The organism is Pseudomonas sp. Root401 (assembly GCF_001425105.1).
GTDB classification, from domain to species: domain Bacteria; phylum Pseudomonadota; class Gammaproteobacteria; order Pseudomonadales; family Pseudomonadaceae; genus Aquipseudomonas; species Aquipseudomonas brassicacearum.
The window spans coordinates 57,052-72,990 of record NZ_LMDO01000002.1 but is presented as its reverse complement, the minus strand read 5'-3'; the positions used below and the strand labels follow the sequence as shown (position 1 = coordinate 72,990).

Genomic DNA, 15,939 nt, shown 5'->3' with positions numbered 1-15,939 from the left:
TGCTCTCCAGAGCTGAGTCAAACTTGTGGAAGTCCTGCTCTCCAGAGCTGAGTCAAACYTGTGGAAGTCCTGCTCTCCAGAGCTGAGTCAAACTTGTGGGAGCAAGGCTTGCCCGCGATGAACGATAACGCGGTCTTATGTTTTGTTGCGCTCAATGGCAAACCCGGCCCAGGTCTGGCTCACCGGCATCAGCTCCAGGCTGTTGATGTTGATGTGCGCTGGTGCATTGAGCACCCAGAAAATCGTATCGGCGATGTCCTGTGGCTGGATCGGCTCGGCGCCGGCGTAGGTCGCGTTGTAGCGCTCCTGGTCGCCACCGAAGCGCACGAGGGAGAACTCGCTCTCGCACAGGCCCGGCTCAATATTGCTCACCCGCACGCCCGTGCCTTGCAGGTCGCAGCGCAGGTTCAGGGAGAACTGTTTGACGAACGCCTTGCTCGCGCCATACACGTGACTGCCCGGATACGGGTAGTTGCCGGCGATGGAGCCCAGGTTGACGATCCCGGCCCCACGGCCGTGGGCGATCAGGCGCGGCAACAGCAGGCGAGTGCTGTAGATCAGCCCTTTCACATTGGTGTCGACCATGGTGTCCCAGTCATCGAGGTCGCACTTGGGTGCCGGGTCAACGCCCAGGGCCAGGCCGGCGTTGTTGATCAGCCCGCGCAATTTGGCGAAGGATGGCGGCAGGTTGGCGATTGCCTCTTCCATGGCTTTGCGATCACGCACATCCAATACCAGGCCATGGACTTCAGTCTGCTTCGACAGCTCGGCACAGAGGGCATTGAGGCGTTCTTCACGACGACCGGTCAGCACCAGTTTCCAACCGGCCTCGGCAAAACGACGGGCACAGGCTTCACCAAAACCGGACGTCGCGCCGGTAATAAACAGGGTGTCAGACATCGTGTTCTCCTTGTTCGAACTTCAACAGCCATTGAATGGAAATCGGCCCACAGCATGCCCGCCCTGGCACGGTAGGGGCAAGGCTTGCACACGACTTTTGCCCCACGACTGCTCATAAAACAACCAATCAACGCCAGGCCTTGCCAAACAAGGGCCGCAGCCGGTTGCCCGCACCTTATCCACAGGCACGTCCACAGTAATCGGGGGCAAGTGCAAAACCCGCAAGCCGCTGTGCATAAGGCTTTGCGGGGTATTTGGAAAATTTTTTCGCTTGACCCTGCAAGTGAGGTTGTGCAGCGCAAGTTATCTGCTATAAGCCAACGCGAGATGGGCGATGGCTCCAAGCCAGTAACGACGCTGCTCAGCGCGGTCTTTCCAGAGTTTAATCACAGACTTATCCACAGGCTTGCCCACTGACTTTCGAGCCCATTGCAGTGTTCATAAAAGTGTTGACAACAGCCACTCCCGCTTGACTAAAAACGCCTGATCAAAAAACAACCATAGGTCTGCAAGCCACGTATTCAAAGGCTTGCAGCCAGCTACTCCCACGTTACCCACAGCCAGTTCCACAGCAAACGGGGACAAGTCAAAACCGTGACAAAACAACTGTTTGCGGCGACTTTATGTCGCGGTTTCGCAAGGGTTCAGGATTGTTGTCCACAATTGTGAAAAACATACAAATCCCTTGTGGGAGCGAGCCTGCTCGCGAAGGCGGAGTGTCAGATACATGGATGTCGACTGATCCACCGCTTTCGCGAGCAGGCTCGCTCCCACAGAGACTGAGAGTGAGTTGGGGATATAAAAAAACCGGCGATCACTCGCCGGTTTTTTTCATTGCTACAACCGCCTCAATGCCCGCCCAGGTACGCGTTGCGCACTTCCTCGTTGGCGAGCAGCTCCTTGCCCGTGCCGGTCAGGCGGATTTCGCCGTTGACCATCACATAGGCCCGGTCCGACAGCCTGAGGGCGTGGTTGGCATTCTGCTCCACCAGGAAGATGGTCATCCCGGTGGACGCCAGCTCTCGCAGGGTGGCGAAGATCTGCTTCACCACGATTGGCGCCAGCCCCAGGCTCGGCTCATCGAGCAGCAACAACTTGGGCCGGCTCATCAATGCCCGGGCGATGGCGAGCATTTGCTGCTCGCCGCCGGACATGGTCATGGCCCGCTGGTTGCGGCGCTCCTTGAGCCGTGGAAACAGCTCGAACATGCGCTGCATGTCTTCGCTGGAGTATTTGTCACCGATGGGAATGGTGCCCATCAGCAGGTTTTCCTCGACGGTCATGTCCGGGAATACCCGCCGCCCTTCCGGCGACTGCGCGATGCCGTTGGAGGCAATGTAGTGCGACGACTTGTGGGTGATGTCCACGCCCTGGTAGATGATCTGCCCGCCCGCCGCACGGGGCTGGCCGAAGATCGACATCAGCAACGTGGACTTGCCGGCTCCGTTGGAGCCGATCAGGCTCACGGTTTCACCTTCGCCAATGTGCATCGAGACTTTTTTCAGGGCCTGGATCGGCCCGTAGAACACGTCCAGCTCCTTGAGCTCGAGGATAGGTCCACTCATACCAGTTCCTCTTCATCGGCACCCAGGTAGGCCGCGATCACCTTCGGATCGTTGCGAATCGCCTCGGGACCGCCCTCGGCGATCACGTTGCCGTGGTCCAGCACCACGATGTGGTCGGAAATGCTCATTACCATGCCCATGTCGTGTTCGATCAGCACCACGGTCAGATCATGCTCGTCGCGCAGCAGCCGGATCATCGCGCTCAGCGCTTCGGTTTCCTGAGGGTTGAGGCCGGCGGCCGGTTCATCGAGGCAGATGATCTGCGGGCGGGTACACATGGCCCGGGCGATCTCCAGACGCCGTTGCTGACCGTAGGAAAGCTCGCCCGCCAGGCGGTTGGCGCAATCCACCAGGTCCACCACTTCCAGCCAATAGAAGGCATGGTCCAGGGCGTCGCTTTCGGCCTTGCGGTAACCCTTGGTGTTGAGGATGCCCGCCACCAGGCTGCGGTTGACCCACATGTGCTGGGCCACCAGCAGGTTTTCCAGCACCGACATTTCCTTGAACAGGCGAATGTTCTGGAAGGTGCGCGCCAGACCGGCGCGGTTCACCAGGTGGGTGCCGCCGAACATCTTGTAGTACAGCCGGCTGGCGAAGGACTTCGGCGACACGAAATCAGTCGGGCGAAACGCCTCGCCCAACAGTTTGATGACGTTGGTTTGCTCGCCACGCACATTGAGCTCGATCTTCCCGCCCGAAGCCTTGTAGAAACCGGTCAGGCAGTTGAACACCGTGGTCTTGCCCGCACCATTGGGGCCGATCAGGGCAAAGATCGAGTTGCGCTTGACTTGCAGGCTGACGTCGCTGAGGGCCTTGATGCCACCGAACTGCATCATCAGGTTTTCAACTTTGAGTACGACTTCGCTCATGGCGCTACCCCCTTGCGCGGCGTCACCCCGGTACGGCTGATACGGATCAGGCCGCGAGGCCGCCAGATCATCATCAACACCATCAGCACGCCGAACAGCAGCACCCGGTATTCAGAGAAACTGCGCAGCAGCTCCGGCGCCACGGTGAGCACAAACGCGGCAATCACCACGCCGACCGTCGAGCCCATGCCCCCCAGCACCACAATCGCCAGGATCAGCGCCGACTCGAAGAAGGTGAACGACGACGGGTTGACGAAGCCCTGGTAACTGGCAAAGAACACCCCCGCCAGGCCCGCCGTGGACGCACCGATGGTGAAGGCCGAGAGCTTGACCAGCACATGGTTCAGGCCCATGGAGCGGCAGGCGATTTCATCCTCGCGCAAGGCTTCCCAGGCACGTCCGACCGGCATGCGGGTCAGGCGATGCTTGACGTAGAGCACCAGCAGCACCGTGATGAACAGCACGATGTAGATGAACAGGAATTTGATATTGGGGTTGTAGTCGATGCCGAAGAACTCATGGAACGGTACCCCACCATCCTTGGCCCTTCGACCAAACTCCAGGCCGAAAAAGGTCGGCGACGGCACGGGCATGCCATTCGGCCCGCCGGTGAACGACAGCCAGTTGTTGAGCACCAGGCGAATGATTTCGCCAAAGCCCAGGGTCACGATGGCCAGGTAGTCACCGTGCATTCGCAATACCGGGAATCCCAATATGCACCCCGCCATCGCCGCCGCGATGGCCGCCAGTGGCAGTACTGTCCAGAACCCCAGCCCCAGGTATTGATAGCCCAGCGCCAGGCCATAGGCGCCGATGGCGTAGAACGCTACGTAACCCAGGTCGAGCAGCCCCGCCAGGCCGACCACGATGTTCAGGCCCAGGCCCAACAGCACATAGATCAGCCCGAGGATGACCACCGTGAGTACGTATTTGTTGGCGAAGAACGGAAACACGATGGCAATCACGATCAGTGCCGGGATGATCCAGCGCAGGCGCGACTTGTAGTCGGGCGGCAGCACATGCACACCGGAGCCGGTGCTTTCAAAACCCTGGAGAATCTTCAGTCCCTTGGGGGTTTGCAGGAACAGGCTCAAGGCAAAGCGCCCGATCATCACGATCGCCACCAGCCAGCCGACGCGGGCCGGTTGCAGGTTGAAGCTGTAGCCGTCGAGCACCACGCCGACAATCGGCCCGAACACAATCAGCGAGATCAAGCCGGCCAGGATCGCGTCGATGACGCTCTTTTTGATATCAATCGATTTATTGGCAGCAGACATACTTATACCTTCGCCACGAGTGGGCGACCCAACAGGCCTTGGGGACGGAAAATCAGAATCAGCACCAGCAGCGAGAAACTGAACACGTCTTTGTAGTCAGAGTTGATCAGACCGGCGAACAGCGACTCGGAAATGCCGAGGATGATCCCGCCGAGCATCGCCCCAGGCAGGGAGCCAATGCCGCCGAGTACCGCCGCGGTGAACGCCTTGATGCCGATGATGAAACCGGCATAGAAGTCGAACGTGCCGTAGTTCATGGTGATCAGCACGCCGGCCAGGGCCGCCATGGCCGCGCCGATGATGAACACGTAGGAAATCACCCGGTCGGTGTTGATCCCCAGGATCGACGCCATCTTGCGGTCTTGCTGGGTGGCGCGGCACATGCGTCCGAGCTTGGTGTACTTGATGATGTAGGTCAGCAAGGCCATCCCGGCGAATGCGGCGATCAGGATGAAAATCTTGGTGTAGGTGAGCTGGACGAAACCACTGCCGATATCGACGCGCATGGCGCCTTCGAGCAGTGTCGGGACACCCTGTTGGCGGGCGCCCTGGCTGATCTGTGCGTAGTTCTGCAGGATCAGCGAAATGCCGATGGCGCTGATCAGCGGTGCCAGCCGGGTTGAGTTGCGCAGGGGTTTGTAGGCGACGCGTTCGATGACCCAGCCGTATACCCCGGTGACCACGACCGTGAACACGAGAGTGCCGAGGATCATAAGCGGAAAGGATTCAATACCGAAGTAAGCCAGCAGAGCCAGACTGATTGCCGCGAGGTAAGCGGAAATCATGTAAACCTCGCCGTGGGCGAAGTTGATCATGCCGATGATGCCATAGACCATTGTGTAGCCGATGGCGATCAGACCATAGACTGACCCGAGGGTCAGGCCATTGATCAGTTGCTGCAGGAAAATACCATCCATAACGCAATCTCACGCAGTGAGAACCTGCACACCCTGAGGTGTGCGGCTCTTCTAAGGAAAATACAGATTTACGTCAGAGCAATGTCAGGCACGACCGGCGCGAGCCTCATGGAAACCAGGGCTTGCCCGGCTCCCAAAGGAGGCGTGGACGGTCGTTTCAGCCCTTACTTCTGTTTTTCCAACTGGTGATATTTGCCGTCTTTGTCCCACTGGTAGACCACGTAGTCGGAGACTTTCAAGTCGCCCTTGGCGTCCCATTCCTTCTTGCCCATCACGGTCTGGACGGGGTTGGCCTTGAGCCACTTGGCCGCATCTTCGCCTTTGTTGGACTTGGCGCCATTGAAACCGGCGGCCAGGGCCTGCACCGAAGCGTAGGCGTACAGGGTGTAGCCTTCAGGCTCGGTGCCGTTCTTGCGGAACTCTTCAACCACGGCCTTGCTGTCTGGCAGCAGGCGCGGGTCGGCACCGAAGGTCATGTACACGCCATCGACGTATTGCGCGCCGCCAGCGGTGGTGACCAGTTCGTCGGTGACGATGCCATCGTCGGACATGAACTTAACGTCCTTGAGCCCTTGCTCACGCAACTGGCGAACCAGCGGGCCGGCTTCCGGGTGCAGACCACCGAAATAGACCACATCGGCACCGGCCGAACGGATCTTGGTCACCACGGCGCTGAAGTCTTTCTCGCCACGGGTCAGGCCTTCGTACAGCACTTCCTTCACGCCACGCTTGGCCAGTTGTGCCTTGGTGGCATCCGCCAGGCCTTGGCCGTAGGTGTCCTTGTCGTGCAGCACAGCCACTTTCTTGCCCTTGAGCACGTCGACGATGTAGTCGCCTGCCACGATGCCCTGCTGGTCGTCACGGCCGCACATGCGGAACATGGCGCTCAGGCCGCGCTCGGTGACCTGTGGGTTGGTGGAGCCCGGGGTGATGGCGATGATGCCGGCTTCGTCGTAGACCTCGGAGGCCGGGATGGTGTTGGACGAGCAGAAGTGCCCGACCACGCCGATCACCTTGTCCTGGTCGACCAGGCGGTTGGCCACGGCCACGGCCTGCTTGGGTTCGCAGGCATCGTCGCCGGCGACCAGTACGATCTTCTCACCATTGACGCCACCGGCCTTGTTGATGGCATCGGCTGCCGCCTGGGCACCTTTCATGTACTGCTCGCCAAATGCAGCGTTGGCGCCGGTCATCGGCCCCGCCACACCAAATTTCACATCAGCTTGAGCAAACGCAGAAACACCCAACGCAGCTGCCACTGCGAGGGCCAGGAAACCTTTCTTGTAAAACGTCTGGGACATGAGGTGGTGCTCCAAGGTTTTTTTTAGTTGGCACTGCGACTTCATTTCACTGAAAAGCTCAGAGCAAGGGCCGTGCCATCGGTTTTTTATTCTGAAAAAAGTCGCTGCTTTATTGTTATTTCGACTGTTTCGAGCCCTTTTTCATAGGGCGTGCAACCGTCTAAACCGCACGAGGTGCAACCTTTTATTCAAATGGGTGAAACCCTCCGTGAGCCATCATTGCAACCATCGCACGAAACGGCGTGCAACCACTGTGTAACAACCCACGTCACCGAACTGCACACTGTCGGTGCGCGATTGCTACAACCCGCACCATAACAGGCTAGACGCTACGCCGGAAAACGCGGGTTTCAGCAACAATTTTCAACACTCAAATGACGATCCGCAGGCACTGGCCCGCGTGATACAGCGAAAAGCCCGCCTCATACAGGCAACTGCGCAATCCCACCCCGGCCAATGGCTGCATGGGTGCGAACGGGATCGGCAAGGCCTGGGCATCGCCATGGCACAGGTAATCGGCGAATGCCTTGCCGACCACCGTGCCAGTAGTCACGCCCCGGCCGTTGTAGCCGGTAACGGCCACCAGCCCGGGGGCCGGTTCGAACAGACGCATCAAGTGATCGGGGGTAAAGGCAATGCAACCGGTCCAGGTGCACTCCCACTCCACCGACTTGAGGTAAGGAAAATAGTGCTGCTGCACCCGGTCGGCCCAGGCCTTGAGGAACCAGGTCGGCTTGCGGTTGCCGTTGCCCAGGCTGCCCAGCAGCAAACGACCGTCCTTGTCCCGGCGGATGCTGCTCAATACCTGGCGGGTATCCCACGAGCCCTGCCCGCCCGGCAGAATGCGGCGGGCGGCCTCGTCGGTCAGCGGGACCGAGGCGACCTGATAGTAATAGCCGGGGAAGAAATTGCGCCGCAGTTCGGTCCAGTCGCCCTCGGTGTAGGCATTGGAGGCGATCACCACCTGCTCGGCCAGCACCGAACCCTGGGCAGTCTGCACCGACCAGCGCTGGCCTTGGCGTTCCAGGCGCGTCACCGGCGAGTGGTCGAACAACTGGCCGCCAAGGTCCGTGGCGGCCTTGGCCAACCCGCTGGTGTAGGCCATCGGGTTGAGCGTGCCGGCGCGACGGTCGAGCAGTGCCGCGGCGATTTTCGACGTGCCGGTGGCATCGACACAGGCCTGGCCGGTGAGCAATTCCACCGGGGCACCGCGGCGCTTCCATTGCTCTTCGCGACTGCGCAGGTCGGCCTCGCCCCGGGCGTTATGGGCCATGTGCAGGGTGCCTTCGCGGCGCAGTTGGCAATCAATGTTGTATTTATCGATAAGGCTGAACACCAGGGCCGGCGCCGCCCCCAGCATGCGATTGAGCTGGCTGCCCACCGCCTCGCCAAACCCGGCCTCGATGTCATCCGGCGGGATCCACAGGCCGGCGTTGACTAACCCGACGTTACGCCCCGATCCGCCGTGCCCGGCCCGATGAGCTTCCAGCACAACCACGCGTTTGCCTTGCTCGAGCAAATGCACCGCCGCCGACAGCCCGGTAAAACCCGCGCCGATCACACAGACGTCAGCCGTGACTTCGCCGGTGAGCGCGCTGTTTTCAGGCCTTTGCGGCGTCAGTTTTTCCCACAGACATTCTTCGCGTAACGGCATTGCCAGACTCCGAAAAAGAAACCCAACCACCACACCATTTCATTTGTGGGAGCGAGCTTGCTCGCGATGGCGGTTTATCTACCGATATTGATGTCGGCTGATTCGACGCTATCGCGAGCAGGCTCGCTCCCACAGGGGATTTCCGTTGACTCGACCTCAGTCGAAGGTAATCCCCTGCGCCAACGGCAACTCCAGCGAGTAGTTCACGGTGTTGGTCTGGCGGCGCATGTAGCCGCGCCAGGCGTCGGAGCCGGATTCGCGACCGCCGCCGGTTTCTTTTTCGCCACCGAATGCGCCGCCGATCTCGGCGCCGCTCGGGCCGATGTTGACGTTGGCGATGCCGCAGTCGCTGCCCACGGCCGACATGAATTGCTCGGCTTCACGCACGTCGGTGGTGAAGATGCAGGACGACAGGCCCTGGGGCACTGAATTGTTCAGGTGCAAGGCCTCGGCAAAATCCTTGTAGCCGACCACGTACAGGATCGGCGCGAAGGTTTCGTGGCGCACCACATCGCTCTGCTCGGGCATCTCGACGATGGCTGGCGAGACGTAATAGGCATTCGGGAACTGGTCTTCAAGCTGGCGCTTGCCACCAAAGACTCGCCCGCCTTCGCTCAAGGCCTGCTCCAGCGCATCCTGCATGTTGTCGAAGCTGTGCTTGTCGATCAGCGGCCCGACCAGGTTGCCTTCCAGCGGATGGCCGATACGCACTTTCGAATAGGCAGCCTTGAGGCGGGTGACGATCTCTTCCTTCACCGACTCATGGGCAATCAGCCGGCGCAGGGTGGTGCAACGCTGGCCGGCGGTGCCGACGGCGCTGAACAGGATGGCGCGCACGGCCATGTCCAGGTCGGCGCTCGGGGCCAGGATCATGGCGTTGTTGCCGCCCAGTTCCAGGATGCTGCGGGCAAAACGCGCGGCGACTTTCGGTGCCACTTCACGGCCCATGCGGGTGCTGCCGGTGGCGCTGATCAAGGCCACGCGCGGGTCATCCACCAGCGCTTCACCGGCATCGCGACCGCCGATGATCACCTGGCTCAGGTACGGCGGTGCATCGCTGAAGTTCTTCAGCACGCGCTCGAACAGCGCCTGGCACGCCAGGGCGGTGAGCGGGGTCTTTTCCGACGGTTTCCAGATCACCGCGTTGCCGCACACCAGGGCCAGCGTGGTGTTCCAGGCCCAGACCGCCACCGGGAAGTTGAAGGCACTGATCACCCCGACCACGCCCAGCGGATGCCAGGACTCACGCATGTGGTGGCCCGGACGCTCGGAGGCGATGGTCAGGCCGTACAACTGGCGAGACAGGCCGACGGCGAAGTCGCAGATGTCGATCATCTCTTGCACTTCACCCAGGCCTTCCTGGGTGATCTTGCCGGCTTCCCACGACACCAGCTCGCCAAGGTCGGCCTTGTATTCACGCAACAGATCGCCAAATTGACGCACCAGCTCGCCGCGACGCGGGGCCGGCACCTGGCGCCACAGGTCGAAGGCGTGTTCGGCACGGCTGACCTGCTGCTCGACTTCAGCTGCGCCTTCCCAGTTCACGGCGCCGATACGGCTGCCATCAATGGGCGAATGCACCGGTTGTGTGCCGTTCTGGTACAAGGCCGAGTCGACGCCCAGACGATCAAGCAATGCAGCAACCATGAAAATTTCCTCACACGAAAGACAAAGGATTGGCAGCCGGACGAATGCGACTGATCAGACCTGTAGTTGTAGCTGGCCTGAGTCTTGCCAACAAACGACCTTTAAGCGAGATATCATTCCGTTTATTCATGCTGGCCATGACCGGATAAGCAGAGCCACAAGAAATAAGGCCTCATCATGCTCAATAAACGCTATTTGCCGTCGATCACGGCGCTGCAATGCTTCGAAGCGGTGACCCGCCACTTGAGCTTCACCCGTGCCGCCGAAGAGCTGAACCTGACCCAGAGCGCCGTCAGCAAACAGGTCGCGCAACTGGAAGAGTTGCTGCAGCACTTGCTGTTCCGGCGCGTGCGCCGACGCTTGCAGCTAACGCCTGCCGGTGATTTGTACCTGGGAGAAGTGCGAAAAATCCTCACGCAGGTGGAGATGTCTACCCATTACCTGCGCTCCTACGGCGGCGACACCGAAGTCCTGCGCGTTTCCACGCCCCCGACCTTCGGCGCCCGCTGGTTGGTCCCACGCTTGAAGGGCTGGCGATTGCGGCATCCGAAGATCCACCTGGACCTGTGCAGCGAGCAGGAGGCCGACGACTTGCTGCAAGGGCGCAGCGACCTGGCGTTCTATTTCGGCCAAGGCTCGCGCCCCGGCACCGAATCCCTGAAGCTGTTTGGCGAAGAACTGGTGCCGGTCTGTGCGCCCGGCAGCCTGCCTGAGCAGCCCTTCACCGACCCGACCCAACTGGCCGAGCTGGTGCTGCTGCAAAACGCCTCGCGGCCCCAGGCCTGGCACGACTGGTTCGACAATCAGGGCTACCACACCGAACACAGCTACCACGGGCCGCGTTTCGAAACTTTCTACATGTGCATCCGCGCGGCCCAGGTCGGCTGCGGCGTCGCCCTGCTGCCGCGGTTTCTGGTGGAAGAAGAACTGGCCGACGGCAAACTGGTCATCCCCTGGCAACACGCGATGCCCAGCACCAACGCCTATTACCTGGCCTATCCGGAACATTCGGCGGAAGTGCCCAAGGTGCGGCTTTTTGTGGAGTGGATGCTGGAGCAGATCGACATCCCGGATGCACCGCAATAGCGGCAGCCAACACAAAACACTGGCAATACCCACCACGGTTATGCGCCACTAGCCCTTTCACTACAAACCGCCGAACCTCGCTGCCCATGGCTGCGGCCTGTCTGGAGAACCCTATGAGCGAGAGTGTATTTGCCGATCGTATCGTGCAGAACCTGCTCGACACCGACTTCTACAAACTGACGATGATGCAGGCGGTGTTGCACAACTACCCCAACGTCGAAGTCGAATGGGAGTTTCGCTGCCGCAACAGCGAAGACCTGCGCCCCTACCTGGCGGAGGTCCGCTTTCAGATCGAGCGCCTGGCCGAGTTGAGCCTGAGCGCCGACCAGTTGGGTTTCCTGGAGCGCATCAGTTTTCTGAAGCCGGACTTCCTGCGTTTCCTGGGCCTGTTTCGCTTCAACCTGCGCTACGTGCACACCGGTATCGAAAACGGCGAGTTGTTCATCCGCCTGCGCGGGCCGTGGCTGCACGTCATTCTGTTCGAAGTGCCGTTGCTGGCTATCGTCAGCGAGGTGCGCAATCGTTATCGCTATCGTGAAATCGTCCTGGAACAGGCGCGGGAACAGCTTTATCGCAAGTTCGACTGGCTGAGCGCCAACGCCAGCGCCGAAGAACTGTCCGAGCTGCAAGTCGCGGACTTCGGCACCCGTCGTCGTTTTTCCTTCCGCGTCCAGGAAGAAGTGGTCAACGTGCTCAAGCACGACTTCCCCGGGCGTTTCGTCGGCACCAGCAACGTGCACCTGTCCCGGGAACTGGACATGAAGCCCCTGGGCACCATGGCCCATGAGTGGATCATGGCCCACCAGCAATTGGGCCCGCGGCTGATCGACAGCCAGATCGCCGCCCTCGATTGCTGGGTGCGCGAGTACCGAGGCCTGCTGGGGATCGCCCTGACCGATTGCATCACCATGGACGCCTTCCTCAAGGATTTCGATCTGTTCTTCGCCAAGCTGTTTGACGGTCTGCGCCATGACTCGGGCGACCCGGTGATCTGGGCCGAAAAAGCCATTGCCCACTATCACAAGCTCGGCATCGACCCGATGAGCAAGACCCTGGTGTTCTCCGATAGCCTGACACTGCCCAAATGCCTGGAGATTTTTCGGGCATTGCGTGGTCGCATTAATGTCAGCTTCGGTATTGGCACCAACCTGACGTGTGACATTCCAGGTGTAGAGCCCATGAGCATCGTGCTTAAAATGATCAGCTGTGACGGGCAACCCGTGGCCAAGATTTCAGACGAGCCCGGCAAGACCCACTGCAAAGACCCGAATTTCGTCGCCTACATGCGACATGTTTTCCAAGTACCTGCCGCCCTTTCAGACACATCAAGCAAGGAGTGAATTCATGCAAGCCGTACAGCGTGAGATTGCTGAACAGCTCAAGGTCCAGCCACCGTTCGCCGATGACGCCGCCCTCAAGGCCGAAATCGCCCGGCGGGTGGGCTTTATCCAGGATTGCCTGGTCAACTCCGGCCTCAAGTCCCTCGTACTGGGCATCAGCGGTGGCGTCGATTCGTTGACCGCCGGGCTGCTGGCCCAACGTGCCATGCGCGAACTGCGGGAGAAAACCGGTAACGCCGCCTACAAGTTCATCGCCGTGCGCCTGCCGTACGAAACCCAGTTCGACGAGCATGAAGCCCAAGCCTGTGTGGACTTCATCGACCCGGACGAGCGCCATACCGTCAACATCGGTCCGGCGGTCAAGGCCTTGGCCGATCAAGTCGCGGCGTTCGAAGGCAAGGCAGCGGTCTCGCGGGATTTCGTGCTGGGCAATACCAAGGCGAGGATGCGCATGGTGGCGCAATACACCATCGCGGGCACCGAGCACGGCCTGGTGATCGGCACCGACCATGCCGCCGAAGCGGTGATGGGTTTCTTCACCAAGTTCGGTGATGGCGCCTGCGACCTGGCGCCGTTGAGTGGCTTGGTGAAAAACCAGGTCCGGGCCATTGCCCGTGACTTTGGTGCGCCGGAGTCGCTGGTGGAAAAAATCCCCACCGCCGACCTTGAGGACCTGTCCCCAGGCAAGCCGGATGAAGCCTCCCATGGCGTGACCTATGCCGAGATCGATGCGTTCCTGCACGGCGAGCCTGTGCGGGACGAGGCGTTCAGGATCATTTGCGAGACCTATCGCAAGACTGAGCACAAGCGGGTGATGCCTTACGCTCCGTAACGGGTAATCCCTGTGAGAGCGAGCTTGCTCGCGATGAAGCCGGCATATCCTACATCATCGCAAACTGACACATCGCTTTCGCGAGCAAGCTTTGCTCCCACAGATCTAACGGGTGTACGACCGGGAGAGCCAGGTCGGCTACTAGGCCGCCTCGTGGAGGACGTTGATCTCGGGCGCCCCGTTAACCACGCTGGCTGAACGAAGGTGTTGCGCAGTGGGCAACCCGGCATGGATGCCGAGCCTAGGCGAGGCACCGAGTGGTGGGGCAAAAGCGTTTTGCTTACTTTTGCGCTCTTCCAAAAGTGAGCCGCTGTAAAAGCGGAACCATAAGCGGCCGTCACCGCAGAAATGGATATACACCCCAAAGCAACTAAACACCGAGCTTTCTAAAAAACCAAAAAAACGGCGCTTCCCATTTCTGAAAGAAGCGCCGCTTTTTTTGCGGTCGAAATGAATTACTTCAGGGTAACGGTGCCTTTCATCATCGAGATGTGGCCCGGGAACGAGCAGAAGAAGCCGTACTTCTCGGAGGCATTGAGCTTCGACACATCGAAGGTCACCGAGTCGGTTTCCTTGGCACCAATGAGCTTGGTGTGGGCGATGATGCGAGTATCACCTTCTTTCAGGTAATTCTTGTCGATGCCAGCGCCCAGGCCATCGGTGGCGATCGGCTGCATGTCAGCCTCTTTGCTCAGCACCCAGTTATGGCCCATGACGTTTTTCGGCAAGCTGCCCGAATGCGTCAGCTCAACGGTGAACGTCTTGCAGCTCTTGTCGATCTCGATGGCCTTGGTGTTGAAGGACATCTGGTCGGTCGAGTCGATGGTGGTCTTGCACTCCGCTGCCATCAGTTGGCTGCTGGCCAGCGTCAACAGGGATACTGCAACAAGTTTGGCAAACATCGTGAATCTCCAAGGCATGGTTAACAAAAATCCGTCAAAGGGGAAGACTGCCTGAATTTCAGACAAGTTCCTATGACCTGAATCAAAGATTGTATACAACTTAAGGCTATCAGCCTGATGGACACAATCAACCAGCCAGAGGGATGACGCCACTCTATGATCAGCCTCACCACCTCTCGGGAGCGCCCATCATGAACGTCAACAGCCTGTTATGCAGCTTGCTCGCCGCCTACGCCTGCGGCGCCAGTGGCACCTACGAAAAAACCCAACGCGAGGTTTAATCGCTTTGCGCCACCAAAGCCAGGCTTTACTCTGGGTCGGTTACTGATCATGGAGTAAAGCATGTCCATCGCGTCTGTTTGTGTATTTTGCGGCGCCAGCACCGGCACCGATCCAGCGTATCGTGAAGCGGCGCAGGCCCTGGGCCGGGCATTGGCGGAACGAAAATTGACCTTGGTCTATGGCGGCGGCGCCGTCGGCCTGATGGGGATCGTCGCCGACGCGGCCCTGGCGGCCGGCGGCGAGGTCATCGGCATCATCCCGCAAAGCCTCAAGGACAAGGAAATCGGCCACAGCGGCCTGACCCGCCTGGAAGTGGTGGACGGCATGCACGCCCGCAAGGCGCGCATGGCCGAACTCAGCGATGCCTTCATCGCCCTGCCCGGCGGTCTCGGCACGCTGGAGGAGTTGTTCGAAGTCTGGACCTGGGGCCAACTCGGCTACCACGGCAAACCGCTGGGGCTGCTGGAAGTGAACGGTTTCTACAGCAAGCTCACCGGGTTTCTCGATCATATCGTCGGCGAAGGCTTCGTCCGCGCGCCCCATCGTGACATGCTGCAAGTGAGCGAATCAGCGCAGAACCTGCTTGATGCGCTGGACGAATGGCAACCGTCAGTGCAGCCAAAGTGGGCCGAACAAAAACCCAGCTAACGGCTCGGCCCCGATACAGGGCAGAATATGCGCCGCTCAACCTCACCTTCGACCCTAGAGGATCGCCCATGGCCAAACCCAATTATTCCTTCGCCAAACGTCAGAGAGACCTGGCCAAGGAGCAGAAGAAAGAGGAAAAGCTGCAGCGCAAGAAAGCCACAGCTGAAGAAGAAGCCGCACTGACCCCGGATACCGAAGGCGAAGTGGCGGCAGAAGATGATGTTGATGCACCGAAAGATCAGGCGCCCGACGCCTGATACCCCCAGGGCCCGATGATTCGATCCGGCCCCCCGGTTCCGTGTCCAGGGCCGGCAGTCCTACTGCCGGCCCTCACAATCCCAGCGCCTTGATAATCGACAGGCGATAGCCTGCAGGTAGATTGGCCGGCAATTGGCCAGGCTCGAACAACCCGATCTGCTTGTGCTCATGGCTGATCATCGGCACGAAACCGCCCAGCAACTGGCAGCGGTACGTAGAGATGAAGACGTGCTTGCCGGGAATGACCTCGAACAGGTACGAATCCAGAGGTTCCCCCACGCTCACCTCAACCGCCAGCTCCTCGGCAATTTCCCGGGCCAGGCACTGCGGCGCCGTTTCGCCCAGCTCGATCCGTCCACCGGGCAGCTCCCATTCATCCCGTTCGTTGAGCATCAGCACGACCAGGCCTTCGGGGGATTGCAGTACGCCTTTGATGGACACCGGGAACATAATGGGTCTCG

15 protein-coding genes are annotated in these 15,939 nt (G+C 60.0%); 5 read left to right on the top strand and 10 right to left on the bottom strand.

Annotation, left to right across the window (positions count from 1 at the left end):
* Positions 1-135: 135 nt before the first annotated feature.
* The 8 genes from ASC85_RS03445 to amaB all read right to left on the bottom strand — a co-directional run bounded on the left by ASC85_RS03445 (position 136) and on the right by amaB (position 10,130).
* A complete protein-coding gene (locus ASC85_RS03445) occupies positions 136-900 on the bottom strand; it encodes an SDR family oxidoreductase (RefSeq protein ID WP_003197302.1) in 765 nt (254 codons plus the stop codon).
* Between the two features lie 848 nt (positions 901-1,748).
* On the bottom strand, positions 1,749-2,465 hold the full coding sequence (locus tag ASC85_RS03440; RefSeq protein WP_057448282.1) for an ABC transporter ATP-binding protein: 717 nt from the start codon (positions 2,463-2,465) through the stop codon (positions 1,749-1,751).
* The gene (locus ASC85_RS03435; RefSeq protein WP_057448281.1) at positions 2,462-3,334 is read right to left on the bottom strand and encodes an ABC transporter ATP-binding protein; all 873 of its coding nucleotides are present in this window, start codon (positions 3,332-3,334) and stop codon (positions 2,462-2,464) included. Before ASC85_RS03435 ends, ASC85_RS03440 begins: the two co-directional genes overlap by 4 nt.
* Positions 3,331-4,611 carry a high-affinity branched-chain amino acid ABC transporter permease LivM gene (livM, locus tag ASC85_RS03430; protein ID WP_057448280.1) on the bottom strand — a complete coding sequence of 427 codons (1,281 nt, stop codon included), beginning with the start codon at positions 4,609-4,611 and terminating at the stop codon, positions 3,331-3,333. Before livM ends, ASC85_RS03435 begins: the two co-directional genes overlap by 4 nt.
* Positions 4,612-4,613: 2 nt before the next feature.
* Positions 4,614-5,528: an ABC transporter permease subunit gene (locus tag ASC85_RS03425; protein ID WP_014336328.1), complete on the bottom strand. Its 915-nt coding sequence runs from the start codon at positions 5,526-5,528 to the stop codon at positions 4,614-4,616.
* Positions 5,529-5,692: 164 nt separating this feature from the next.
* Positions 5,693-6,829 (bottom strand): branched-chain amino acid ABC transporter substrate-binding protein, encoded by a 1,137-nt coding sequence (locus ASC85_RS03420; RefSeq protein ID WP_057448279.1) that lies wholly within the window; start codon positions 6,827-6,829, stop codon positions 5,693-5,695.
* Positions 6,830-7,199: 370 nt separating this feature from the next.
* Positions 7,200-8,483 carry an L-pipecolate oxidase gene (amaA, locus tag ASC85_RS03415; RefSeq protein WP_057448278.1) on the bottom strand — a complete coding sequence of 428 codons (1,284 nt, stop codon included), beginning with the start codon at positions 8,481-8,483 and terminating at the stop codon, positions 7,200-7,202.
* 156 nt (positions 8,484-8,639) lie between these two features.
* Positions 8,640-10,130 (bottom strand): L-piperidine-6-carboxylate dehydrogenase, encoded by a 1,491-nt coding sequence (gene amaB, locus ASC85_RS03410; protein WP_057448277.1) that lies wholly within the window; start codon positions 10,128-10,130, stop codon positions 8,640-8,642.
* A 177-nt stretch (positions 10,131-10,307) separates the two neighbouring features.
* On the opposite strand from amaB, the gene ASC85_RS03405 reads away from it, so the two are divergent.
* The 3 genes from ASC85_RS03405 (at position 10,308) to nadE (ending at position 13,388) form a co-directional block, all read left to right on the top strand.
* Positions 10,308-11,216 carry a LysR family transcriptional regulator gene (locus tag ASC85_RS03405; protein ID WP_057448276.1) on the top strand — a complete coding sequence of 303 codons (909 nt, stop codon included), beginning with the start codon at positions 10,308-10,310 and terminating at the stop codon, positions 11,214-11,216.
* Positions 11,217-11,329: 113 nt separating this feature from the next.
* A complete protein-coding gene (pncB, locus tag ASC85_RS03400; protein WP_057448275.1) occupies positions 11,330-12,556 on the top strand; it encodes a nicotinate phosphoribosyltransferase in 1,227 nt (408 codons plus the stop codon).
* A gap of 4 nt (positions 12,557-12,560) precedes the next feature.
* Positions 12,561-13,388 carry an ammonia-dependent NAD(+) synthetase gene (nadE, locus tag ASC85_RS03395; RefSeq protein WP_046064346.1) on the top strand — a complete coding sequence of 276 codons (828 nt, stop codon included), beginning with the start codon at positions 12,561-12,563 and terminating at the stop codon, positions 13,386-13,388.
* Positions 13,389-13,843: 455 nt separating this feature from the next.
* Here nadE and azu read toward each other — a convergent pair whose 3' ends face one another.
* The gene (gene azu, locus ASC85_RS03390; RefSeq protein ID WP_057448274.1) at positions 13,844-14,290 is read right to left on the bottom strand and encodes an azurin; all 447 of its coding nucleotides are present in this window, start codon (positions 14,288-14,290) and stop codon (positions 13,844-13,846) included.
* 342 nt (positions 14,291-14,632) lie between these two features.
* On the opposite strand from azu, the gene ASC85_RS03385 reads away from it, so the two are divergent.
* Positions 14,633-15,220 (top strand): TIGR00730 family Rossman fold protein, encoded by a 588-nt coding sequence (locus ASC85_RS03385; RefSeq protein ID WP_003197276.1) that lies wholly within the window; start codon positions 14,633-14,635, stop codon positions 15,218-15,220.
* A 68-nt stretch (positions 15,221-15,288) separates the two neighbouring features.
* The gene (locus tag ASC85_RS03380) at positions 15,289-15,477 is read left to right on the top strand and encodes a hypothetical protein (protein ID WP_057448273.1); all 189 of its coding nucleotides are present in this window, start codon (positions 15,289-15,291) and stop codon (positions 15,475-15,477) included.
* A gap of 73 nt (positions 15,478-15,550) precedes the next feature.
* Here ASC85_RS03380 and ASC85_RS03375 read toward each other — a convergent pair whose 3' ends face one another.
* Entirely contained in the window at positions 15,551-15,928 is a 378-nt protein-coding gene (locus ASC85_RS03375) for an NUDIX hydrolase (RefSeq protein ID WP_057448272.1), read from the bottom strand.
* Positions 15,929-15,939: the final 11 nt, after the last annotated feature.

Coding starts and splice junctions, on each gene's coding strand:
- ASC85_RS03375 (WP_057448272.1), bottom strand. CDS start 15,928: ATGTTCCCGGTGTCCATCAAAGGCGTACTGCAATCCCCCGAAGGCCTG.
- ASC85_RS03445 (WP_003197302.1), bottom strand. CDS start 900: ATGTCTGACACCCTGTTTATTACCGGCGCGACGTCCGGTTTTGGTGAA.
- azu (WP_057448274.1), bottom strand. CDS start 14,290: ATGTTTGCCAAACTTGTTGCAGTATCCCTGTTGACGCTGGCCAGCAGC.
- ASC85_RS03425 (WP_014336328.1), bottom strand. CDS start 5,528: ATGGATGGTATTTTCCTGCAGCAACTGATCAATGGCCTGACCCTCGGG.
- amaA (WP_057448278.1), bottom strand. CDS start 8,483: ATGCCGTTACGCGAAGAATGTCTGTGGGAAAAACTGACGCCGCAAAGG.
- ASC85_RS03385 (WP_003197276.1), top strand. CDS start 14,633: ATGTCCATCGCGTCTGTTTGTGTATTTTGCGGCGCCAGCACCGGCACC.
- amaB (WP_057448277.1), bottom strand. CDS start 10,130: ATGGTTGCTGCATTGCTTGATCGTCTGGGCGTCGACTCGGCCTTGTAC.
- livM (WP_057448280.1), bottom strand. CDS start 4,611: ATGTCTGCTGCCAATAAATCGATTGATATCAAAAAGAGCGTCATCGAC.
- ASC85_RS03435 (WP_057448281.1), bottom strand. CDS start 3,334: ATGAGCGAAGTCGTACTCAAAGTTGAAAACCTGATGATGCAGTTCGGT.
- ASC85_RS03405 (WP_057448276.1), top strand. CDS start 10,308: ATGCTCAATAAACGCTATTTGCCGTCGATCACGGCGCTGCAATGCTTC.
- pncB (WP_057448275.1), top strand. CDS start 11,330: ATGAGCGAGAGTGTATTTGCCGATCGTATCGTGCAGAACCTGCTCGAC.
- ASC85_RS03380 (WP_057448273.1), top strand. CDS start 15,289: ATGGCCAAACCCAATTATTCCTTCGCCAAACGTCAGAGAGACCTGGCC.
- ASC85_RS03420 (WP_057448279.1), bottom strand. CDS start 6,829: ATGTCCCAGACGTTTTACAAGAAAGGTTTCCTGGCCCTCGCAGTGGCA.
- nadE (WP_046064346.1), top strand. CDS start 12,561: ATGCAAGCCGTACAGCGTGAGATTGCTGAACAGCTCAAGGTCCAGCCA.
- ASC85_RS03440 (WP_057448282.1), bottom strand. CDS start 2,465: ATGAGTGGACCTATCCTCGAGCTCAAGGAGCTGGACGTGTTCTACGGG.